Genomic DNA, 22,433 nt, shown 5'->3' on the forward strand with positions numbered 1-22,433 from the left:
CATCGATGGCGAGCAAACGCGACAAGAGGATGTCGCTCGACGACGCGGTCGGGGAACTGCGCAGCGGAATGACCATCGGCATCGGCGGCTGGGGTTCGCGCCGCAAACCGATGGCGCTGATCCGGGCGCTGCTGCGCTCGGACGTCACCGACCTCACCGTCGTCACCTACGGCGGCCCCGACCTGGGGTTGCTGTGCTCGGCGGGCAAAGTCAGGAAGGCGTACTACGGCTTCGTGTCCCTCGATTCGGCCCCGTTCTACGACCCGTGGTTCGCGAAGGCGCGGACCGCGGGTGAGATCGAGGTCCGCGAAATGGACGAGGGCATGGTCAAGTGCGGCCTCGAGGCCGCCGCCGCCCGGTTGCCGTTCCTGCCGATCCGCGCCGGGCTCGGCTCCGACGTCCGAGGTTTCTGGGGCGACGAACTGCGCACCGTCACCTCCCCCTACCCGGACGCGTCCGGCAAGTCGGAGACGCTGATCGCGATGCCGGCCCTGAATCTCGATGCGGCACTGGTTCATCTGAACCTCGGCGACAAGCACGGCAACGCCGCCTACACCGGAGTCGACCCCTACTTCGACGACCTGTACTGCGCGGCCGCCGAGAAGCGGTTCGTCTCCGTCGAACGCGTGGTGGAGACCGAGGAACTGGTGAAAACCGTTCCACTGCAGAACCTCATCCTCAACCGCATGATGGTCGACGGCGTGGTCGAGGCACCGAACGGCGCCCACTTCACCCTCGCCGGAGACAGCTACGGCCGCGACGAGAAGTTCCAGCGCCACTACGCCGAATCGGCGAAGACCCCCGAGGCGTGGCAGCAGTTCGTCGCCACCTACCTGTCCGGCAGCGAGGACGACTACCAGGCCGCCGTGAAGAAATTTGCAGAGGAGCAGGCATGAGCGAGACGATCACCGAAGTCACCCGCGCGGAGTACTGCGCGATCGCGTGCGCCGAAATCTTCTCCGGGGCAGGCGAGATCATGGCCAGCCCGATGGCGACCCTGCCCCTGATCGGCGCCCGCCTCGCGCGACTGACCACCGAACCCGACCTGCTGATCACCGACGGCGAGGCCCTGATCTTCGCGGACACCCCCGCCGTCGGCGCGAAGGCCCCGATCGAGGGTTGGATGCCGTTCCGGAAGGTATTCGACGTCGTCGCCTCCGGCCGGCGGCACGTGGTGATGGGCGCCAACCAGATCGACCGGCACGGCAACCAGAACCTGTCGGCGTTCGGTCCGCTGCAGCAGCCGACACGGCAGATGTTCGGCGTCCGCGGCGCCCCCGGCAACACGATCAACCACCCCACCAGCTACTGGGTGGGCAAGCACACCTCGCGGGTGTTCTGCGACAAGGTCGACATCGTCTCGGGCGTCGGCTACGACCAGATCGACCCGGAAAACCCCGCCTACCGGTTCCACCACCTGCACCGGGTGGTGAGCAACCTCGGGGTGTTCGACTTCGGCGGACCCGACCACACGTTCCGGGCGCTGTCGCTGCACCCCGGCGTCACCGCCGACCAGGTCGCCGAGAACACCTCGTTCGAGGTGGCACGGCTCGCCGACGCCGGCGCCACCCGCGCACCCACCAACGAAGAACTACAGCTGATCCGCGAGGTCCTCGACCCCCGCAGCCTGCGCGACCGGGAGGTGTCGGCATGAGCACCCTCCGCACCGCACTGACCGAGCTGGTCGGCGTGCAGCACCCGGTGGTCCAGACCGGGATGGGCTGGGTGGCCGGACCGCGACTCGTCGCCGGCACCGCCAACGCCGGCGGCCTCGGCATCCTGGCATCGGCGACGATGACCTACACCGAACTCGAATCGGCGATCGCGAAGACCAAGACCCTCACCGACCAACCGTTCGGGGTCAACATCCGCGCCGACGCCACCGACGCCCCGCAACGCATCGACCTGCTCATCCGGGAGAACGTGCGCGTCGCGTCGTTCGCGCTGGCACCGAAACAGGAACTGATCGCGAAGCTCAAAGCCGCCGGCGTGGTCGTCATCCCGTCGATCGGCGCCGCCAAACACGCCAAGAAAGTCGCCTCGTGGGGCGCCGACGCCGTGATCGTGCAGGGCGGCGAGGGCGGCGGGCACACCGGCCCCGTGGCCACCACCCTGCTGCTGCCCTCGGTGCTCGACGCCGTCGACATCCCCGTCGTCGCCGCCGGCGGCTTCTACGACGGACGCGGACTCGCCGCCGCCCTCGCCTACGGCGCCGCCGGCGTCGCGATGGGCACCCGCTTCCTGCTCACCCAGGAATCGACGGTCCCCGACTCCGTCAAACAGCAATACCTCGCCCGGGGACTGCAGGACACCACCGTCTCCCGCAAGGTCGACGGCATGCCCCACCGGGTCCTCAACACCGACCTCGTCAACAGCCTCGAACACTCCGGCAACATCCGCGGCCTGGCCGCCGCCGCCCGCAACGCATCCAAGTTCAAGACCATGACCGGCATGAAATGGTCGACGCTCGTCAAAGACGGCCTCGCCATGAAAAAGTCCAGCGACCGCACCTGGCAGCAGATCATCATGGCCGCCAACACCCCGATGCTGCTCAAAGCCGGGCTCGTCGACGGCAACACCCACGCCGGCGTCCTCGCCTCCGGACAGGTCGTCGGACTACTCGACGACCTACCCACCTGCAAGGACCTCATCGACGGCATCGTCGCCGACGCCATCAAACGCATCGACGCACTCGGCGCCCTCCGCACCTGAACCAACGGGACGCTCGTTCGATCTGACTCAACGAGCGTCCCGTTCGTCCGGCTAAGAGGCGGCGGCCTTCGCCGCGCTCAGCTGGATGACGCGGCCTTCGCCGCGCTCAGCTGGATGACGCGGCCTTCGCCGCGCTCAGCTGGATGACGCGGCCTTCGCCGCGATGCGCGCCCGGACCTCCGGCCGTCGCAGCGGAGGTACCGTCTGCGGCGGCTGCTTCCGCGCCGGCAGTGCCGCGAGCAGCTTCGTGGTGGCCTCGGTGACGACGGCTACCGCCTCCTCGAAGGGCTCACGGTTGGCGTCCGACAGCTTCTGTATCCCGCTGACCTTCCGGACGTACTGACGCGCCGCCGCCTCGATCTCCTCCGCGGTGGCCGCCGGTTCGAGTCCGCGCAGCTCGGTGATGTTTCGGCACATGTTTCGACGATAGCGCCGCCCGGCCGTCTCCGCGGCTCCTCGGCGCTGGGCGAATGTACCTTTCGGCGCACCTGAGGCGCCGGAAGGTACATTCGCCCGCCGGGGTGGCGCTGCCTCAGCTGCGGGCGGGCTCCAGCGCGTCTTCGTCCGCGGGCACGACGTCCGTCTCGACGTCCGGGAGCGGGGTGCGGGACCGTGCGGCCACGACGGCCGCGCCGAGCAGGACCAGCGCGATGAGGCACTGCGAGCTTCCGATCACCTCACGCACGGCCGCCTCCACCCAGCCGGACGACGAGGACTGCAGGACGAAGTTCGGGCCGATCAGGAAGATCAGGGTCGCGGCGCCGATCAGGGGTCGCCAGCTGCGGTACTGCGGTGCGATCAGGATCGGGATCAGCAGGATGCTGTACGCCCAGTGGTGGGTGACGGCGAACGGCGCGGCGAGCAGCGATGCCAGGGCGACGATCGACAGCGCGATCAGGTGCTCACCGGAACGGGTAAAGCGGTACGCCGACCACGCCGCGGCGGACACGATGACGGCCGCGCTGAGCACCCAGAGAATGCTGGCCAGCCGGCCTTCCGCCCCGAGCCGCGCGATGACGCCGGTGACGGCCTGGTTGCGGAAGAAGTCGGGCGCGCCCGCACGGCCGGTGGCGAAGAATTCGGTGGTCCAGAACCACACCGACGACTGCGGTAGCAGCCAGAAGCCGAGGCCGACGGTGACCAGGATCGTGGCGAGGGATCGCCCGATCGAGCGGAAGTCGCGGCGGACGAGCAGGACCAGGAGAAAGGCCGCCGGGGTGATCTTGACGGCCGCGGCGAGACCGATCGCGACTCCGCGGAACCTCTTCGGGATCGCACCGGTGCAGTCGGCGACCACCAGTGCCATCAGGATGATGTTGATCTGACCGAAGTCGAAGTTCGAGCGCATCGGTTCGAGGAGAAGCACCGGGCCCATCGACAGCAGAGCGAGAAGTTCGGGGCGTGCGACGTCGAGCTTCGACAGCGCCGCCTTGACCATCCACCACACGAGCCCGAGGTTGAGGGCGCACCACAGCGCCTGCAGGACCGCGGGGTCGATCTCCGCCATCGGCGCGAAGAGGATCGCCGCGAAGGGTGCGTAGATGAACCTGAACCCGGAGCTGCTCGGGAAGTCCGCGGAGTAGAGCGGCAGGCCGCTGACGAAGGCGTAGCCGGCGTCGCGGAACACGGAGAGGTCCATCAGGTAGCCCGTTGCCGCGTCGAACTCTCGGTAGGCCACCGCACCCAAGGAGAGGACGCCCACGAGGAGCGTGACGGCGTGGAGACGATAAGCCCTGAACTTCGATTCACTCTGTAACAAGAATTTGTTCTTTCATGATCGGCGTCGTGGTCAACGATCCACCGTAGCGGGCCGTGACCCAATCGTGACAAAGGCGAGGTCGCGATGCCCGAACCGCGCGCCTTGTCATGGTTTATTTAGACTGATATATTTCAACCATGCCTGCGCGCGTCCTCGACAATCCCCTCGTCCTGCCGGTGCTCGGCCTGCTCCTCGAATCGCCGATGCACCCGTATCAGTTGGAGGTCACGCTGCGCGAGCGCAGCGAGGAGGGCCAGTGGCCGCTCAATCGCGGCTCGCTGAACAATGTGGTCGCGGCCCTCGCCTCGGCGGGCTGGATCGAGGAACACGAACGTGCGCAACGGGAAGGTCGGCCCGCCCGCACCGTCTACGCCCTCACCGAGGCCGGGCACGCGGAACTCGTGAGTCGGCTCGACTTCCAGATCCGCAGTGCCGCACGAGAGTTCTCCCCGTTCTTCGCGGCGATCAGCTACCTCGGCGCGCTGGGACGTGAGGGCGCCGTCGACGCGCTCACCGAACGCGCCGAACGACTCACCGCGAGAATCGAATCCGACGAGGCAGGGCTCACCCGAGCGCTCGATGGCGGAGTGCCCGCGCTGTTCGTCGTCGAAGCGGACTACGCACTCCACGCTTCGCGGGGCGAACTCGCCTGGATCGCGTCGACGATCTCCGACATCCAGGCGGGCCGCCTCACGTGGCCCGCACCGCAGACGAAGGACACGCGGCCGTGAGCCTCCGATTCAGCATCTACCCCGGTCAGCCGGTCCCGAACGTCCCTTCGAGACGATTCCGCGATCCGGGATGGACGAGACGCGCGGCGCTGACGAGCCCCCGCGAGGACCACGTGCGGCGCCGGATCATCAGGCACGGTTCGGTGCGCTCGATGTGGAGGAGCCGGCATTCCTCGGGCGACGCGAGGATCGCTTCGACGACGTGCTCGCCCCTCGTCAGGGGAGCTTCCACGCTCAGATAATGATTGGGCGTCTGCTGGGTGAAGTCCTGTTCGAGGTACCCGGGCGCCTCGGCGGGATTGACGAACCGGTCTTCGAGCTGGATCGGTGTGTCGTCCTCGTAGTGGATCATCAGCGAGTGGAACACCTTGCCGCGGATCGAATCCCGGATGAAGGCGTTGGCCGGATCGGCGTCTTCCTCACGCACGTACACCACTTCGGTTCGATGGCGGTGTCCGCGTTGCTGGATCTCGTCCGCGATGTTCTTGACCTCGAACAGCGGCGACGCCGTCTTCGTGGCCGCCACGAACGTCCCCACACCCATCAGGCGCACCACGAGCCCCTCGGCGCTGAGTTCGCGCAGCGCGCGGTTGATGGTCATGCGGGAGAGGCCGAGAGCGCCGACGAGCTGATTCTCCGAGGGCAGCTGATCGCCCTCCTGCCAGCGGCCGGCATTGATCTGCGACACGATCAACTGCTTGACGCGTTCGTACGCCGGGGCCGACTCCGTCCCCGGTCCGTTGTACAACGCAGCAAGCTCCGCGTCGACTACTGCGATCTCCACCACTGACACCCATCCCTCTGCAACACCGATGAACTTCCCGTGCAGTCGGCCGTTGCAGTCTATCGGCCGACTGCACGGGTAAACCCTCATCGCGCGGTGCGCCTCGTGTCACCTCACCATGCTGCGCAGTTGCCGGGTTGCGACGGAGAGGGCCGCCAGGTCGTGCTCCCCCGATTCCGTGACGGCATCGAGCGTGTGGCGAGCACGCGCCAGCCGGGCCGCGTTGCGGTCCTCCCACTCCCCGATCTTCTGTTCCGCCGTGTCCACCACTTCACTGCCCGAGATCACGTCGAGGCACAGTGCCCGGACCGTGTCGTACAACTCGTCACGCAACGACAACCGGGCCAGCGCGTTCCACCGGGTTCCCCGTCCCAGCTGCGAGACCCCCACCAGGAGGTGCACCAACCCGAGGCACTCCCCGAGCCGGTAGTACACCTCGGCCACTTCGCGGGGATCGCGTTGGGTGATGTCGGCGATCTCGACGATGTCCAGCAGCGCGAACCGGTCCAGGAGCAGTTGCACCCGCCCGGCCAGGTCCGCGGGGACACCACGGGCCACCAGCGCGGCCGTGCGACTCCGGAGGTTCTCCGCGTCCTCTCCGCAGAGCCAGCCCGCGACGTGCGGTGTCAGGTCCGCGACGCGGTCACGGAACCGGGCGATCTCCGCCCCGACCGCGAGCGGCTGGGGTCTGCGGGTCAGCATCCAGCGCGACGCCCGGTCGAGCAGCCGCCGGGTGAACAGCGTGAGGTCGTCCGAGAGCGCGGCGTCGAGGTCGGCGTCCCGGATGTCGCGCCGGAGCGACGGCAGGTCGAACACGGCCGACACCACGGCGAACGCCCGCACGGCGTCGGCGCTGCTCGCCCCGGCCTCCTCGCCCAGCCGGAAGGCGTAGGTGATGCCGCCGTTGTCGACGACGTCGTTGGTGAGGACCGTCGCGACGATCTCCCGGCGCAGCGGATGGTCGCCGATGGCGTCACCGAAGGACTCCCGGAGCCTGCGCGGGAAGTACCCGGCGAGTGCGTCCGAGAATGCCGGGCTGTCGGGCAGGTCGCCGGCCAGCAGGTCCGACTTCAGCGCCAGCTTCACGTGCGCCATGAGGGTCGCGAGTTCGGGCGAGGTGAGTCCCGCCTCCGCCCGCTCCCGGGCGGCGATCTCCTTCCTGGACGGCAGCACCTCGATGGCGCGGTCCAGACCGTAGCGGCCTTCCAGATGGCCGATGAGCCGTCCGTGCACCGTGAGGGACGCGGCGGCGTCGGCGCGGCACGTGCCCAGCACGTCGTTCTGGGCGACGTTGTCGGAGAGCACGAGACGCGACACCTCCCCGGACATCTCGGCGAGCAGACCCGCACGGTCGTCGGCAGCGAGACGGCCGCCGCTGACCAGGGCGTCGAGCAGAACCTTGATGTTGACCTCGTGGTCGGAGCAGTCGACGCCCGCCGAGTTGTCGAGAGCGTCCGTGTTGATCCGCCCTCCGGAGCGGGAGAATTCGATACGTCCCAGCTGGGTGAAGCCGAGGTTGCCGCCCTCACCGACCACCCGGGCCCGGACGTCGGAACCGTCGACGCGGACGCCGTCGTTACCCTTGTCCCCCACGTCGAGATGGGTTTCGGTGCCCGACTTCACGTATGTTCCGATGCCGCCGTTCCACAGCAGGTCCACCGGTGCCCGCAGGATCGCGCGGACGAGGTCGGGTGGGGACAGTTCGGTGGTCCCGGGGCTCAGTCCGAGTGCGCGCCGCGCCTCCTCGCTGATCGGAACACTCTTCCTCGTTCGTTCCCACACACCGCCGCCGGCGCTGATCAGACCGGGCGCATAGTCCGCCCACGACGACCGCGGCAGCGCGAAGAGCCGTTCCCGTTCCGCGAAGGATGTGGCCGCGTCGGGGTTCGGGTCGAGGAACACGTGCCGGTGGTCGAATGCGGCGACGAGCCGGATGTGCGGGCTCGCGAGCATTCCGTTGCCGAACACGTCGCCGCTCATGTCGCCGATCCCGACGGCCGTGAACTCCTGCGACTGGGTGTCGACACCCATTTCGCGGAAGTGCCGCTTCACGCTCTCCCACGCACCCCGGGCGGTGATGCCGAGCGCCTTGTGGTCGTAGCCGACGGATCCGCCCGATGCGAATGCGTCACCCAGCCAGAACCCGTACTGTGCTGCAACGTCGTTGGCGATGTCGGAGAACGTCGCGGTGCCCTTGTCCGCGGCGACGACGAGGTACGTGTCGTCGCCGTCGTGCCGCACCACCCGCGGCGCCGGGATCACGGCACCGGTCGCGAGGTCCACGTTGTCGGTGACGTCCAGCAGTCCGCTGATGAAGCTGCGGTAGCAGCGAACCCCCTCCGCGCGCTGGGCGTCGCGATCGCGCAGCGGGTCGCCGGTGGGAGCAGGCGGGCGCGCGACGACGAACCCGCCCTTCGCGCCGACGGGCACGATCACCGAGTTCTTGACCGCCTGCGCCTTCACCAGGCCGAGCACCTCGGTGCGGAAGTCCTCCTTGCGGTCGGACCATCGCAGGCCTCCCCGTGCCACGGCGCCGAACCGCATGTGCACGCCCTCGACCCACGGCGAGTAGACGTAGATCTCGAAGCGGGGCCGCGGCTGCGGCAGTTCCGGGATGCGCTGCGGATCGAACTTGAACGACAGGACCTGACGTTCCCGGCCGGAGGGGGCGTAGCGGTTGGTGCGCAGCGTCGCCAGGACCACGTTCAGGTAGGCGCGCAGGATGCGGTCGGCGTCCAGGCCGAGGACGTCGCCGATCGCCGTTTCCAGCGACGCGATCAGTTCACCGCATTCCTCGGCGCCGTCCGGATCAGTGCCGTCCGGATCGAACCTCGCGGCGAACAGCCGGATCAGTGCCTGGGAGATCTCCGGATGATCACCGAGAACCGTCGCGATGTGGTTCTGGCTGTACGGGAATCCACCCTGACGCAGGTACCGCGCGTACGCCCGCAGCACCTCCACCTCACGCCAGTCCAGGCCCGCGCGGAGTACGAGTTCGTTGAAGCTGTCCGTCTCGGCGCGAGATGCCCAGGCCGCGGCGAACGTCTCCGTGAAGCGGCGCGGCAGCGCGTCGTCCACCGGCCCCGGTGACGCGTAGCGGATCCCGAACTCGTACATCCAGCACACCGTTCCGCGACTGTTCGCGACCGTGTACGGGCGCTCGTCGAGGACCGCGACCCCCATGCTCTGCAGGATCGGGAGAACATCGCTGAGGGAGGCGGATGCACCGCCGACGAAGAAGGTGAAGCGCCAGTCCGCCGCGTTCGCGTCGAGCCGCGTGTCGATCGCGCCGTCCGTCAGTCTCTCGAACACCACCAGATCGGCGTGGGCGCGCCGGGCGTCGAAATCGTGCTTGTACACCTCCGGGAAATGCTCCGAATAATGGGCGAGGAGATCACGTTCGGCTGTGTCGAGTTCGTCGCGGAACCGGTCGTCCCAGGTCCGGCAGGCCCGGGAGATTCGACGCTGAATCTCCAGTCGCCGGGTGTCCGTCACCTCGGTGTCCGCCGGGACCCGCATCGTGAAGTGCACCATCGCCAGCGGGTACTCGGACACGTTCGTGGTGTATTCGACTGCCGTGCCGTCCAGTTCGTCCAGCAGGACGCGCTGGGCCGCCAGACGCGTCCGCGTGTTGTATCGATCGCGGGGAATGAACACCAGCGCCGACATGCTCTCGCCCGGGACGTCCGTGCGCAGGAAGAGGTGAATGTGCTCGCGCGCGGTGATGCCGGCGACCTCGGTGAGGGCCGAATGCAGCGAGTCCGGGCTCGCCGCGAACAACTCGGTCAGCGGCAGCGCCTGCACGACCTGCAGGACGGCCTGCCCGGAGAAGGAGTCGATGTCGAAGCCGGCACGGTCGAGCAGGGCCCGCACCCGGCGTCCCGCACCCGGGATGTCCAGGACGTTTTCGTGCCTGCCCGCGGGGGTGAACGCGCCGACGAAGCGGTGCTCCATTCCTCCGGCCCGAACCCCGACCACCGACGGGTACGACGACCGGTGCACGGACACCGGAAGCGCGGCCTGCCCGATCGCCAGGACGGGACCGGGTTCCGTGGCCGGCGCCCGATCGTCCTCCCGGTCGTGGAGCACGCCGAGACTCTCCTCGGGTGCGCCGTCGGCGCCGTACCGCGCGTATCCAAGGACGGTGAAGTTGCCCGCCTCGCACCACCGCAGGAAGTCGGCGGCCTCGCGGAGTTCTTCGGACAGTGAGTCCTGCCCAGTCTGCGAGTCGAGTTGGTCGGAGACCTGGATCTGCAGTTCGCGCATGCGCGCCAGATCCCGGTCGACCCGGCGCACGTCGGCGAGGACGGTGTGCAGCGCCTCGACCAGTTCCGCGACGACGGCGTCCGGCGTGTCCGAGCGCAGACCCACGTGAATCCACGACTCCGCCGTCCCGGAGTCGGAGATCGGCAGAAGGTCGGTGAGGGTGCCCGACTCCGAGCGGCGGGCGACGAGGACCGGATGCAGCACCTCCTCGATCGGGGCGCCGACCCTGGCCGCGGTCAGCAGTACCGATTCGACGAGCAGGGCCATGTCGTCGGTGACGATCTGCACCGCGGGCCCGATCTCGCTGGGGTCTGCGGCGTCGATTCCGCGCACCACCGCGGTCCCGGGGTTCCGGTTCCACCCGGTCTCGAGATGCGTGTTCGCGATGCGATCACGCGCCTGCGGATCTGCGCCGTCGGCGGTGGGATGACCGGCGGTGCGGAGGTAGAGGTCGCGGAAACGCTCGGGCACTTCCGGAGCGGAAAACTGCTGTTCATCGCGCTCGAGCGAATGTGAGGACGTCGAAATTACTCTCATGTCAGTACCTTCCGTCGGAAGCATCGACACTCCCGACTGGTGCAGTGGTGGGCCGGCACGCCTCTCGGCTGGGTCCTTGGAGAACGCTTGACAGGGGGTTGTCTATACAGGACTATACATCTAAGGCGATAAAAAACGTGAGTCAGAGCACACTGGATTCAGGACATGGGACAGAGCACCCGGGACCGACCAGCTGCCGGACTCGTCACAGAGAGACAAGGCCTATGACACACGAGGGACCTCCCGAGATCAGCCTCGCGCCGGAGCGTCGCACCATCGACGTCGTCCCGGACGACGAGCGTCACGGATCTCCGCGCAGCCAGTTCACGCTCTGGTTCGGCGCCAACATGCAGATCACCGCGATCGTCGACGGCGCCCTCGCGGTCGTCTTCGGCGCCGACGCGCTGTGGGCCATCGTGGGCCTGCTGATCGGCAATCTCTTCGGCGGCGCCGTGATGGCGCTGCACTCCGCTCAGGGACCGCGCCTCGGACTGCCGCAGATGATTTCGAGCCGAGCACAATTCGGTGTTCTGGGTGCCGTGCTCCCATTGGTTCTCGTCGTCCTGATGTACCTCGGTTTCGCCGCGACCGGCAGCGTCCTCGCAGGTCAGGCCGTGAACGAGATCCTCCACATCGACAACCCCACCATCGGAATCCTGATCTTCGGCGCGATGACCGCATTCGTCGCGGTGACGGGGTACAAGCTGATCCACGTCGTCGGCAAGATCGCGACCGTTGTCGGCATCCTCGGCTTCACCTACCTCGCGATCCGGTTGTTCGCCGAGTACGACGTGGCCTCGTTCGTCGGGATCAAGGGCTTCGACATCGTCACGTTCCTCCTCGCGATCTCGCTCGGCGCCGGCTGGCAGCTCACGTTCGGCCCGTACGTCGCGGACTACTCCCGCTACCTGCCGCGCTCGACGAGCGAGCGGACGACCTTCTGGTCGACGTTCGCGGGCAGCGTGATCGGCTCGCAGTGGTCGATGACGTTCGGTGCACTCGTCGCCGCCGTCGCCGGCGACGCGTTCCTCAGCGACCAGGTCGGGTGGATCGGAGGCCTCGCCGGACCGGCTGTGATCGCCCTGATGATCTACCTGGTGATCCTGGTCTGGAAGCTCACGATCAACTGCCTCAACGCCTACGGCGGATTCATGTCGATCCTCACCACGGTGACGGCGTTCAACGGGCAGTCCCGCATCTCGTCGCGGGCCCGCACCCTGTACATCATCGGGTTCGTCGCCGTGTCGATGCTGATTGCGATCGGTGCCAGCGCCGACTTCCTCAACAACTTCAAGAACTTCGTCCTCGTCCTGCTGATGGTGTTCACCCCGTGGAGTGCCATCAACCTGATCGACTACTACCTCATCTCCAAAGAGCGCGTGGACATCCCGGCGCTGTACGACCCGGAGGCCCGCTACGGCCGCTGGAACAAGACGGCGATGATCTGTTACACCGTCGGCGTTCTCGCGCAGATCCCGTTCCTCGCCCAGAAGCTCTACACGGGACCGGTCACGGACATGCTGGGCGGCGCGGACATCTCGTGGATCGTCGGCATCGTCTTCACCGGCGCCATCTACTACCCGCTCGCGCGGCGCAACAGCAACCCACCCGCGGCCATGATCTACCCCGCACACACCGCCATGGCGGATTCGCGACTGTGAATCACGCTGACACCCAGACTTTTCCCTCTTCCTCGTTCGACCATCAAGGAGTACACGACATGACCACCACGACGCCTCCGGTTTCCGGACCCCGCCACGTGTCGGCGCCCCGCGGCACCGAACTGACGACACTCGGCTGGCAGCAAGAAGGCGCCCTGCGCATGCTGATGAACAACCTCGACCCCGAGGTCGCCGAGCATCCCGACTCGCTCGTCGTCTACGGCGGCACCGGCAAGGCCGCGCGCAGCTGGGAGGCGTTCGACGCGATGGTCCGGACGTTGAAGACCCTGAAGTCCGACGAGACGATGCTGGTGCAGTCCGGCAAGCCGGTCGGCGTGTTCCGCACCAGCGAGTGGGCGCCCCGCGTCCTCCTCGCGAACTCGAACCTGGTGGGTGACTGGGCCAACTGGGAGGAGTTCCGCAAGCTCGACGCCCTCGGCCTGATCATGTACGGGCAGATGACGGCCGGGTCGTGGATCTACATCGGCACGCAGGGCATCCTGCAGGGCACGTACGAGACATTCGGCGCGGTGGGCCGGAAGCGCTTCGGCGGCTCGCTCGCCGGCACCATCACGCTGACGGCCGGACTCGGCGGCATGGGCGGCGCCCAGCCCCTCGCCGTGACGATGAACGACGGCGTCGCGATCTGCGTCGACTGCGACGTCACCCGCATCGATCGCCGGATCGCGCACAAGTACCTCGACACCAAGGCCACCGACATCCACGACGCCCTGCGCCTCGCGATCGAGGCCCGCGACGCGAAGCGCCCGCTGTCGATCGGCCTCGAAGGCAACGCCGCGGAGATCTTCCCCGAACTGCTCGCCATGAACGCCCCCATCGACATCGTCACCGACCAGACGTCGGCACACGACCCGCTGTCGTACCTGCCGCTCGGGATCGATTTCGCCGACATGAAGGCGATGGCCGACAAGGACCCGGTGAAGTTCACCGAGGACTCCCGCGCGTCGATGGCACGGCACGTCGCCGCGATGGTCGGCTTCCTCGACAAGGGCGCCGAGGTGTTCGACTACGGCAACTCCATCCGTGACGAGGCCCGCAAGGCCGGCTACTACCGCGCGTTCGACTTTCCCGGATTCGTGCCCGCCTACATCCGTCCGCTGTTCGAGGAGGGCCTCGGCCCGTTCCGCTGGGCCGCGCTGTCGGGTGACCCGAAGGACATCGCCGCCACCGACAAGGCGATCCTCGAACTGTTCCCCGAGAACGAGCACCTGAAGCGCTGGATCACGATGGCGGGCGAGAAGGTGGCGTTCGAGGGTCTGCCCGCCCGGATCTGCTGGCTCGGCTACGGCGAACGGCACAAGGCCGGCCTGAAGTTCAACGAGATGGTGGCGTCCGGCGAACTGTCCGCGCCCGTCGCCATCGGCCGCGACCACCTCGATTCCGGATCCGTCGCCTCCCCGTACCGCGAGACCGAGTCGATGCTCGACGGCTCCGACGCGATCGCCGACTGGCCGCTGCTCAACGCACTCGTCAACACCGCGTCGGGGGCGTCGTGGGTGTCCATCCACCAGGGCGGCGGCGTCGGCATGGGACGGTCCATCCACGCCGGTCAGGTGTGCATCGCGGACGGCACCGACCTGGCCGCCGAGAAGCTGGAGCGGGTCCTGACCAACGATCCCGGCATGGGCGTCATCCGGCACGTCGACGCCGGATACGACCACGCGATCGACGTCGCCAAGGAGCGCGGCGTCCGCGTGCCGATGTCCGAAGGATGACCGCAGGCCCGAGCGACCGTATTTTCGAACCACTGGAAGGAACAGCAGTGACAGCGAACACCTCCCGCTCCACAGTGCTGACCGGCATCGGCACCCTGGTGACCAACGACCCGACAGTGGGGGAAGGTCCGCTCGGGCTGATCCGCGACGCCGCCGTCGTCTTCGACGGCGGCGTGGTGGCCTGGGTCGGCAGCGCCGACTCGGCGCCGGCCGGGGACGTCGGGCACGATCTCGACGGCCGGGCGGTGCTGCCGGGCTTCGTGGAGAGCCACTCGCACCTGGTGTTCGGCGGGGAACGGGCGGAGGAATTCGCGGCGCGCATGGCGGGACAGCCGTACGCGGCGGGTGGCATCCGCAACACGATCGAGGCGACACGGAACGCGACCGACGAACAACTGCAGGCGAACACGCGGCGACTGCTGGACGAGTCCCTGCGGTCGGGCAGCACCACCGTGGAGTGCAAGACCGGGTACGGGCAGACGGTCGCGCACGAACTGCGCAGCACGAGGATCGCGGCGTCCCTCACCGACGAGGTGACGCTGCTCGCCGCTCACGTTCCGCCGCCGGAATACGCGGGGCGCGCCGACGACTACGTCGCCATGGTGTGCTCCGAGATGATCGACGCCTGTGCACCGCAAGCGAAGTGGATCGACGTGTTCTGTGAGACCGGCGCGTTCGACCGCGATCAGGCACATGCCGTTCTCACCGCCGGGATGGCGAAGGGGCTGATCCCCCGCGTCCACGGCAACCAACTCCGCGAGGGACCCGGAGTCCAGCTCGCCGTCGAACTGGGGGCCGCGTCCGTCGACCACGTCTGCTACACCACGCAGGCCGACATCGATGCGCTGGCGCAGAGTTCGACGGTGGCCACGCTCCTGCCCGGCGCGGACTTCTCGACCCGGAACAAGTACCCGGACGCCCGGGCCCTGCTCGACGCAGGTGTCACGGTGGCGCTCGGTGCGGATTGCAACCCCGGCACCAGCTACACCACCAGCCTGCCGTTCTGCATCGCGATCGCGGTGCGGGACATGCACATGACCCCGGACGAAGCCATCTGGGCGGCCACGGCGGGCGGTGCCCGCGCGCTGCAACGTGCCGATGTCGGGGTCCTGCGTCCCGGCGCGCGGGCCGATGCCCTCGCGCTGGACGCGCCGTCGTACCTACACTTGGCCTACCGGCCCGGCGTCCCCCTGGTCAGCGATGTGTGGCGGGGCGGCGAACTCGCCTGGTCCGCGCACACCGGTCACGAGAAAGCGAGGGCCCTGCGATGATGGAGAACCTGTTGATTCCCCCGCCCCCCTGGGTCGGCAGGGTGGACGGCACGTCGAGTCACCACCTCCGCTGGCACCAGGCCGTGACGCCTCTGCACGACGGCGCCGAGCCCGGCGCCTGCGTGCTGATCGGCTTCTCGAGCGACGAGGGCGTGGAGCGGAACAAGGGACGCCGCGGGGCGGCGCGCGGCCCGGACGCCCTGCGGGGCGCGCTGTCGTCGATGGCGCTCGCCGAGCCGCTCCGCGTCTACGACGCCGGCACCGTCGCGGTCACCGACAATCGTCTCGAGGCCGGGCAGATGGCGCTCGGCTCCGTGGTCGCCGCGACGCTCGACGCCGGCCAGTTCCCGGTGGTCCTCGGAGGCGGCCACGAGGTGGCCTACGGGACGTACCTCGGTCTGGCACAGGCAGCCGTCCGCACACCCAAGCGTCGGATCGGGATCCTGAACCTGGACGCCCACTTCGACCTGCGGTCCGATCCGGTCCCGAGTTCGGGCACACCGTTCCGGCAGATCCTCGAACAGGAGCATGCGTCAGGCACCGCCTTGCAGTACTCCGTGCTCGGCATCAGCCAGCCGAGCAACACCACCGCACTGTTCGACACCGCACGCGGATACGACGTCCGCTACCTCCTGGACGACGACTGCTCGGTCTCCGACCGGCACCGGGTGGCCGTCTTCGTCAGCGAGTTCCTGTCGGACGTCGATCTCGTGTACCTCACCATCGACCTCGACGTCCTTCCCGCCGCAGTCGCGCCGGGAGTGAGCGCTCCCGCCGCGTACGGCGTTCCGGCGGAGACGATCCAATTCGTGTGCGACGCCGTCGCCGCCAGCGGAAAACTCGCGGTGTGCGATGTGGCCGAGCTCAATCCGTCGTTCGACATCGACAACCGCACGGCCCGCACCGCCGCCCGGTTGATCCATCGGATCGTCACGAAACGCATCCCGATCGCGGTGTGAGGTCAGTCGGGAGCGTCCGCTCAGACCTCCCGCAGCACTGCGCGCAGCCGGGTGACGAACGCGGCGGGGTCGTGGGCGAAGCCGATGTGGTCGCCGGGGAACATAGTGGGCTCGACGCCCAGTTCGGCGGCGAGCGCCCGCGACGTACGGTCGCAGAGTTGCCCACCCGACTCCTCGCCGATCCCGACCACGACGCGGCTGGGCGCCGAGCGCAGGGCGGTGACGTCCGGGCACCAGCGGGTGGTCGGGCGCAGCATGTGCGCATGCTGGAAGTAGTCGTCCGCCTCGGTCTGCGCATCCCGTTCGCCCGCGAACATCTGCTGGAACGCTTCCTCGGGCAGGTGGATGTTCGCCAGGGCCAGGAACTTCCTCCACGCCCCCACGACATCCCCGGTCAGGTGGGTGTCGATGATCTCGTCGGTCTTCACGCGCAGTTGCTCGCGGTCGTCGAGTAACTCGTCCAGCGGCGGCTCGTGAGCGATCACGGTGTGGACCAGCTCGGGGTGCGCCTGCACCAGCGCGAGCGCACTGACGGCGCCGCCGCTGGAGCCGAACACCACGGCAGGGCCCGCGTCGAGGTGCATCAGGAGCCGGGCGAGGTCGTCGGCGCGCATCTCCGGGGTCGAATCGCGATCCCGGTCGTCGACCGGACTGCGGTGGATGCCCCGCGGGTCCGTCGTGAGCACGGTGTAGTCGGACGAGAGCAGATCCGCCGCCGGCGCGAAGGAGTCGGCGTCCATGGGGGCGCCGACGAGCACCACGACGGGACCCGCGCCCCGCACCTCGTAGTACAGCCTGGCACCGGGGACGTCGAGGATCCGGGCGTCGGCGGTGGCGGTAGATATGGAATTCATCGGTTCTCCTCGTTCGAGGTGGTGATTCTCGGTCGCAGGTAGGACCGCCCCCGAGGGGCAGAATCATCGGTCGAGGGGGGAATTTTCTTCCGCAGACCTGGTACAGCGCCCAGGATTCGCAGGAATCGTAGGCGTACCACTGGAAGCACGCGCGCCTTGATGACAGGATGATATCCACGCGAACGGGATCTCGATGTGAGGTCCCGGGCGGCAACTGCAGGGAGTGAACGGTATGGCGCAGGGTGTTGTGAAGTGGTTCAACAGCGAGAAGGGCTTCGGATTCATAGCGCCGGACGACGGCAGCGCGGACGTGTTCGTTCACTACTCCGAGATCTCGGGCAGCGGCTACAAGTCGCTGGAGGAGAACCAGCGGGTGGAATTCGAGGTCGGACAGGGCCAGAAGGGCCCGCAGGCCCAGAATGTCCGGGCCGTCTGACCGACGCCCCGATGACACTGTGACGACGTCGCACGATGACACTGTGACGAAGTCGCAGATGACACTGTGACGAAGTCGCAGATGACACTGTGACGACGAGGTCGCACCCGAGCGGTGCGGCCTCGTCGTCGTAGTAGGCCCCGGGACAGCTATCTCGCGAGGCCGAAGCTTCCCACCTGGTTGCCGCCCACGTACACGGCCCCGGTGTAGGTCCCGTCTGCGTTGGGGGTCATCCTGTCGGTCAGGAACCCCAGACCCGATGGGCTGTAGTCGATGACGGTGTTTCCGTTCCCGTCCTGCGAGGTCGTGCCCGCGAGCCCGGTCAGACCGAACGCGAAGTTGTTGACGACTGTGCCGCCCTGGAACGTCTTGCCCTTCCAGATCAACTCACCCGCCGGCGCGGTGGTCGTTCCCTGATAGGTGCCGGACGGCACGGCGGGTTCCGCCACGCCCGTCCCCGCGCCGGCGAGAACCGCGCCGATCATCGTTCCCGCGGTGACGATCCCTCGTGTGATCGTGCGCATGAAGCCTCCCTCTGCAATGCCGCACGGAGTGTGCGCTGTGCGTCCGTGGTCGAGTACCCGCTCCCGTGTCCGTGGACACCGGCACCCCTGGACAAATTCGCCGGTCTCCTTCATAGTCGATATGCCACCAAGTGGCATTGTCATTTCACTAGGTGGCAATTTCGATCTTCCGACAGGAGTTTCCGTGACCGATCAGCTGCTCGACGCCGCCGAGTTCCGCGGCGCAGTGCGTGCATTCGCCAACCGTGAGATCCACCCCGGCGCGGCGTTCCGTGACGAGACGCGGGAGTTCCCGGCGGAGTTGGTGAAGCGACTGGGCGAACAGGACCTGATGGGCATCTCGGTGCCCGAGGAGTTCGGCGGACTGGGCCTGTCCACCAGGACACAGCTGATCGCGATCGAGGAGGTGGCCCGCACCGACGCCGCCCTCGCCTCGATCTATACCGCGCACTACCTGGGGCTCGAGCCGATCCTCGTCGGCGGAACCGAGGAGCAGAAGAGCCGGTGGCTGCCCCGGCTCGCGTCCGGTGAACTGCTCGCCGGGTTCGCCCTCACCGAACCGGACGCCGGCTCCGACATCGCCTCGATGCGCACGACGGCGCGGCGCGAGGACGACGGGTGGCACCTGTCCGGTTCGAAGACGTACATCTCCAATGCCAAGGAGGCCGACCTGGTCGTCGTCTTCGCCAAGACCGATCCGTCCGCAGGCTTCCGCGGCATCACCGCGTTCGTCCTCCCCCAGGGCACGCCCGGCGTGAGTTACTCGGAGCCCCAGGACAAGCTGGGCATCCGGTCCGCGCCCACCTACACCGTGTACCTCGACGACGTGGTGCTTCCCCACGACGCCGTGGTGGGAACGGAGGGCCGCGGCGGCAACATCGCGCTCACCGCCCTCAACCGCGCCCGCGTCGACGTGGCGGCGATGGCCAACGGAATCGCCCTGCGCGCGTGGGAACTGGGACGCTCCTACGCGGCCGAGCGCAAACAGTTCGGACACCCCATCGCCGAATTCCAGGCGATTCAGCTGCTGCTGGGCGCGTGCGACGCGCAGCTCGTAGCCTCCCGCGTCACCGCGGACTGGGCGGCGGACGTGAAGGATGCCGGGGCCGACCTGCGCCGCGCCGCGTCCGTGTCGAAGTACGTGGCCACGGAGGCCTGCTTCTCGATCGTCGACCAGACCGTGCAGATTCACGGCGGCGCCGGTTTCATGCGCGAATCCGAGATCGAACGCCTCTACCGCGACTGCCGGATCCTCCGGATCTTCGAGGGCACCTCGCAGATCCAGCTGCTCACCATCGCCTCCAACGCCCCGTCCCCGCACTCGACCGAATTCTGAGAGGGCCCGTCATGCCTACCCTGCCTCCCCTGGACGGCATCCGCGTCGTCGATCTCTCGCGTGTCCTGGCCGGACCGTATTGCACGGCGCTGCTCGCAGACGCCGGCGCCGACGTCGTCAAGATCGAGCCCGCTGCCGGCGAGGATTCGCGGCACCTGGGCCCGTTCCGCGACGGCGAGAGCATCTATTTCAACGTGCTGAACCGCGGAAAACGCTCGCTGGCACTGAACCTCAAGGACGACGCGGACCGGAAGGTGCTGTTCGACCTGCTCGACACGGCGGATGTTCTCGTCGAGAATTTCCGGCCCGGCGTGACCGCCCGCCTCGGCATCGACTACGACACCGTCCACGCCCGCAATCCCCGGCTCGTCTACGCGTCCATCTCCGGTTTCGGGCAGGACGGGCCGCTCGCGGGTTCGGCCGCCTACGACCTCGTCGTGCAGGCGCTGTCGGGGATCATGAGCATCACCGGTTCCCCCGAATCCGGGCCGACCCGGCTCGGCGAATCGTTCGGCGACCTCGTCGCGGGACTGTTCGCGGCGTGGGGCATCAGCTCCGCCCTGGTCGGCACCCGGGAATCGGGTGTGGGACAACATCTCGACGTCGCCATGTTCGACAGCATGCTGGCCATGCTCCCCACCGCGCACAGCCAGTTGCAGGCATCGGGGGTCGCGCCGGCGGGAGTGGGCAATCGCCATCCCGTCTCGACCCCGTTCGACACGTACCGGGCGTCGGACGGCCTATTCGTCCTGGCCGTCGCCAGCCAGTCCGGATTCGAGAAGCTCGCCCACACCATGGATCGCGCAGACCTTCTCGGCGACAACCGTTTCGCCGACGACACGTCCCGCACCGATCACGAACCGGCGCTGCGCGCGGAGATCGAGATCTGGGCGAAGGACAAGACGGTCGCCGAGGTGGTCGCGGTCCTCGGCGCGGCCGGACTGGCGAGCTCCGAGATCTGGAACGTGGAACAGGCGTTGTCGTCCGAGCAGAGCAGGCACCGGGGACTCGTGGAGTCGTTCGATCATCCGGTCGCGGGAACGATCGACTACGTCCGGCAGCCGGTCGTGTTCGGCGACAGCGCGCGCCCCGGGGTCCGCCGCAGCCCGCTGCTCGACGAACACCGGCAGCCCCTGCTGTCCGAGATCGCGTCGCGGTAGATTCACGCCGACACCCGCGACCGTCAGGAGAGAACCCATGGCCCCCGGAGATGTGACCCGCAGCGCGAGCCGCACCTTCGAACTGCTCGGCGCAATCACCGAGCAGGGCGGCTTGACGCTCGGCGACGCCGCGAAAGCCGCAGGCCTCGCCACGAGTACCGCGCTGCGCCTGATCCGCAGCATGGAGCAGAGCGAGTTCCTGGTCCGCGGCGACGACAACGTCTACCGGGCCGGGCCGCGACTTCTCCAGATCGGCGCCCGGGCGATCAGCGACAACCAGCTGCTGTCCCGGGCCCGGCCCGCGATGGTCGCGATCGCGGAGGGAACCCGCGAATCCACGTACCTGTCGACCCACGGCCCGAAGGGCACCGCCCTGTATCTCGCGCAGATCGAGGGCACCCACGCGATCCGGCACATGGGATGGGTGGGGCAGACGGTGCCGCTCGAGGGCACGGCCGTCGGCGCCGCGCTGCGGGGTGACCTGCAGAGTGAGGGATACGCGATCGCCCACGACACCATCGAGGACCAGTCGACGGGTGTGGCGGCCCCGATCTACGACGCGGTGGGGCGGATCGTGGGCGCGCTCAGCATCATCGGGCCGACGTTCCGCCTCGACGACGCACTCTGCGCCCAGCACGGTCTGGTTCTCGTCGAGCGTTGCCGTGCGCTGTCGGCCGAACTGGGCTCCCCGACCCGGTGAGCGGCGGTCAGCTGCCCATGCTGGTCCGGACGAACTCGCGGAACGTGAGGACCATCGGTTCGCGGGCCCGGCCCCGCCGGTAGATCAGCGAGAACGGAGCCTGATAGCCGAACGACGCCGGCAGGATCGGGCGGAGCCGGTTCCGGTCCACCCAGTACTCCGCGTAGTGCTCGGGCAGGTATCCGATGTACGCGCCGGACAGCACGAGGATGAGCTGCGCCTCCATGTTCTCCACCGTCGCCGAGGGTTGCGGGAACCCCTGGCGGGCGAGTTCCTGCTCGGACCAGTAGCCACGGGTCACCATCCGCTGTTGCGTGATGACCTCCGGCGGCACCCGCTTCCTGCCGAACAGCGGGTGCTTGTCGCTGCAGTACAGCCAGTGCTGCTCCCGGTGCAGCGCCTGGGAGACGAGGCCGTTCATCGGTGAGGCGAACGCGCCGACCGCGACGTCGATCCGGTCGTCGAGCACGCCGACCTGCAGTTCGTGCGGGGTCTGGATCTTCAGGTCGAGGTAGACGGCGGGGTGGTCCTTGCTGAACACGCCGATCACGTCGGCGAGCGGCAGCGTGGCGTCGGTGACGGTGGAATCGAGAACCCCGATGGTGAGGGTTCCCCGGAGCTCCCCCTGCAGCGCGGCGCCGTAGCGTTCGAACCCCTCGAGTTCGCCGAGGATGCGCAGGCATTCCTTGTGGTAGAGCTCGCCCTTGCTGGTGAGACCGAATCCGCCCCGCCCGCGGTGACACAGGACGATGCCGAGGTGCCGTTCGAGCTGGCTCATGTAGGTGCTGATCGCGGAGGCGGACAGTCCGAGTTCCTGCTGCGCGGGCGCGAACCCCTGGTGACGGACGACGGCCGCGAAGATCTGGAGGAGCTTCAGATCGGGCAGCGAGCTGCGCATCGCACTCCTCCGGCGGGGTCGAAAACAGGGTGTGAGCTGGCTCGCACCATTACTTCACGATTTTCTGAAGTGATTATTTGTATCAAGTGATTTATTTCACGTCAATGTT

19 protein-coding genes are annotated in these 22,433 nt (G+C 68.1%); 12 read left to right on the top strand and 7 right to left on the bottom strand.

The window, feature by feature from the left end; all coding sequences use genetic code 11:
• The first annotated feature begins 5 nt into the window (after window positions 1-5).
• Genes ipdA through ipdC form a run of 3 tightly spaced genes read left to right on the top strand, consistent with a single transcriptional unit; the run spans window position 6 to window position 2,712 of the window.
• On the top strand, window positions 6-896 hold the full coding sequence (ipdA, locus tag ACNJ7E_RS06820; protein WP_418339438.1) for a cholesterol ring-cleaving hydrolase subunit IpdA: 891 nt from the start codon (window positions 6-8) through the stop codon (window positions 894-896).
• A complete protein-coding gene (ipdB, locus tag ACNJ7E_RS06825; RefSeq protein WP_418339439.1) occupies window positions 893-1,654 on the top strand; it encodes a cholesterol ring-cleaving hydrolase subunit IpdB in 762 nt (253 codons plus the stop codon). Before ipdA ends, ipdB begins: the two co-directional genes overlap by 4 nt.
• On the top strand, window positions 1,651-2,712 hold the full coding sequence (gene ipdC, locus ACNJ7E_RS06830) for a (3aS,4S,5R,7aS)-5-hydroxy-7a-methyl-1-oxo-octahydro-1H-indene-4-carboxyl-CoA dehydrogenase (protein WP_418339440.1): 1,062 nt from the start codon (window positions 1,651-1,653) through the stop codon (window positions 2,710-2,712). The genes ipdB and ipdC overlap by 4 nt, the downstream gene beginning before the upstream one ends.
• A 135-nt stretch (window positions 2,713-2,847) precedes the next feature.
• Here the strand turns inward: ipdC and ACNJ7E_RS06835 are convergent, their stop codons facing one another.
• Window positions 2,848-3,129: a DUF2277 domain-containing protein gene (locus ACNJ7E_RS06835; RefSeq protein WP_072938852.1), complete on the bottom strand. Its 282-nt coding sequence runs from the start codon at window positions 3,127-3,129 to the stop codon at window positions 2,848-2,850.
• 115 nt (window positions 3,130-3,244) lie between these two features.
• Entirely contained in the window at window positions 3,245-4,471 is a 1,227-nt protein-coding gene (locus tag ACNJ7E_RS06840) for a glycosyltransferase family 87 protein (protein ID WP_418339441.1), read from the bottom strand.
• Between the two features lie 137 nt (window positions 4,472-4,608).
• On the opposite strand from ACNJ7E_RS06840, the gene ACNJ7E_RS06845 reads away from it, so the two are divergent.
• Window positions 4,609-5,202 (top strand): PadR family transcriptional regulator, encoded by a 594-nt coding sequence (locus ACNJ7E_RS06845; protein WP_418339442.1) that lies wholly within the window; start codon window positions 4,609-4,611, stop codon window positions 5,200-5,202.
• Window positions 5,203-5,227: 25 nt separating this feature from the next.
• On the opposite strand, the gene hutC is transcribed toward ACNJ7E_RS06845, so the two are convergent.
• Together hutC and ACNJ7E_RS06855 are read right to left on the bottom strand one after the other, a co-directional pair.
• Complete coding sequence (gene hutC / locus ACNJ7E_RS06850; RefSeq protein ID WP_280778906.1) at window positions 5,228-5,995, bottom strand: histidine utilization transcriptional repressor HutC; 768 nt, start codon at window positions 5,993-5,995, stop codon at window positions 5,228-5,230.
• Between the two features lie 99 nt (window positions 5,996-6,094).
• Window positions 6,095-10,789, bottom strand: coding sequence for an NAD-glutamate dehydrogenase (locus tag ACNJ7E_RS06855; protein WP_418339443.1), 4,695 nt, complete (start codon window positions 10,787-10,789; stop codon window positions 6,095-6,097).
• Window positions 10,790-11,013: 224 nt separating this feature from the next.
• Between ACNJ7E_RS06855 and ACNJ7E_RS06860 the strand changes: the two genes are divergently transcribed.
• From ACNJ7E_RS06860 to hutG, 4 genes are read left to right on the top strand one after another with little or no spacing between them, the layout of a single operon-like run.
• Entirely contained in the window at window positions 11,014-12,450 is a 1,437-nt protein-coding gene (locus tag ACNJ7E_RS06860) for a purine-cytosine permease family protein (protein WP_418339444.1), read from the top strand.
• Between the two features lie 59 nt (window positions 12,451-12,509).
• Complete coding sequence (gene hutU, locus ACNJ7E_RS06865; protein WP_105416700.1) at window positions 12,510-14,186, top strand: urocanate hydratase; 1,677 nt, start codon at window positions 12,510-12,512, stop codon at window positions 14,184-14,186.
• Between the two features lie 47 nt (window positions 14,187-14,233).
• Window positions 14,234-15,457 (top strand): imidazolonepropionase, encoded by a 1,224-nt coding sequence (gene hutI / locus ACNJ7E_RS06870; RefSeq protein ID WP_418339445.1) that lies wholly within the window; start codon window positions 14,234-14,236, stop codon window positions 15,455-15,457.
• Complete coding sequence (hutG, locus tag ACNJ7E_RS06875; protein ID WP_009477711.1) at window positions 15,454-16,416, top strand: formimidoylglutamase; 963 nt, start codon at window positions 15,454-15,456, stop codon at window positions 16,414-16,416. The genes hutI and hutG overlap by 4 nt, the downstream gene beginning before the upstream one ends.
• 20 nt (window positions 16,417-16,436) lie before the next feature.
• Here the strand turns inward: hutG and ACNJ7E_RS06880 are convergent, their stop codons facing one another.
• A complete protein-coding gene (locus ACNJ7E_RS06880; protein ID WP_418339446.1) occupies window positions 16,437-17,270 on the bottom strand; it encodes an alpha/beta fold hydrolase in 834 nt (277 codons plus the stop codon).
• A 232-nt stretch (window positions 17,271-17,502) separates the two neighbouring features.
• Here ACNJ7E_RS06880 and cspE point away from each other — a divergent pair, with 232 nt between their 5' ends.
• Complete coding sequence (cspE, locus tag ACNJ7E_RS06885) at window positions 17,503-17,706, top strand: transcription antiterminator/RNA stability regulator CspE (RefSeq protein WP_005244612.1); 204 nt, start codon at window positions 17,503-17,505, stop codon at window positions 17,704-17,706.
• 149 nt (window positions 17,707-17,855) lie between these two features.
• Here cspE and ACNJ7E_RS06890 read toward each other — a convergent pair whose 3' ends face one another.
• Window positions 17,856-18,230, bottom strand: a complete 375-nt coding sequence (locus tag ACNJ7E_RS06890) for a hypothetical protein (RefSeq protein WP_283330509.1) — start codon at window positions 18,228-18,230, stop codon at window positions 17,856-17,858.
• Between the two features lie 184 nt (window positions 18,231-18,414).
• Here ACNJ7E_RS06890 and ACNJ7E_RS06895 point away from each other — a divergent pair, with 184 nt between their 5' ends.
• Genes ACNJ7E_RS06895 through ACNJ7E_RS06905 form a run of 3 tightly spaced genes read left to right on the top strand, consistent with a single transcriptional unit; the run spans window position 18,415 to window position 21,426 of the window.
• Window positions 18,415-19,566, top strand: a complete 1,152-nt coding sequence (locus tag ACNJ7E_RS06895; RefSeq protein WP_283330508.1) for an acyl-CoA dehydrogenase family protein — start codon at window positions 18,415-18,417, stop codon at window positions 19,564-19,566.
• Window positions 19,567-19,577: 11 nt separating this feature from the next.
• Entirely contained in the window at window positions 19,578-20,726 is a 1,149-nt protein-coding gene (locus ACNJ7E_RS06900) for a CaiB/BaiF CoA transferase family protein (protein WP_280778917.1), read from the top strand.
• A 37-nt stretch (window positions 20,727-20,763) separates the two neighbouring features.
• Complete coding sequence (locus ACNJ7E_RS06905) at window positions 20,764-21,426, top strand: IclR family transcriptional regulator (protein ID WP_007300889.1); 663 nt, start codon at window positions 20,764-20,766, stop codon at window positions 21,424-21,426.
• 7 nt (window positions 21,427-21,433) lie between these two features.
• Here ACNJ7E_RS06905 and ACNJ7E_RS06910 read toward each other — a convergent pair whose 3' ends face one another.
• Window positions 21,434-22,324 (bottom strand): LysR family transcriptional regulator, encoded by an 891-nt coding sequence (locus ACNJ7E_RS06910; RefSeq protein WP_005244617.1) that lies wholly within the window; start codon window positions 22,322-22,324, stop codon window positions 21,434-21,436.
• Window positions 22,325-22,433: the final 109 nt, after the last annotated feature.

Origin of the sequence: Rhodococcus mengyinensis (assembly GCF_048381435.1) — a bacterium.
Lineage (GTDB): Bacteria > Actinomycetota > Actinomycetes > Mycobacteriales > Mycobacteriaceae > Rhodococcus_F > Rhodococcus_F opacus_D.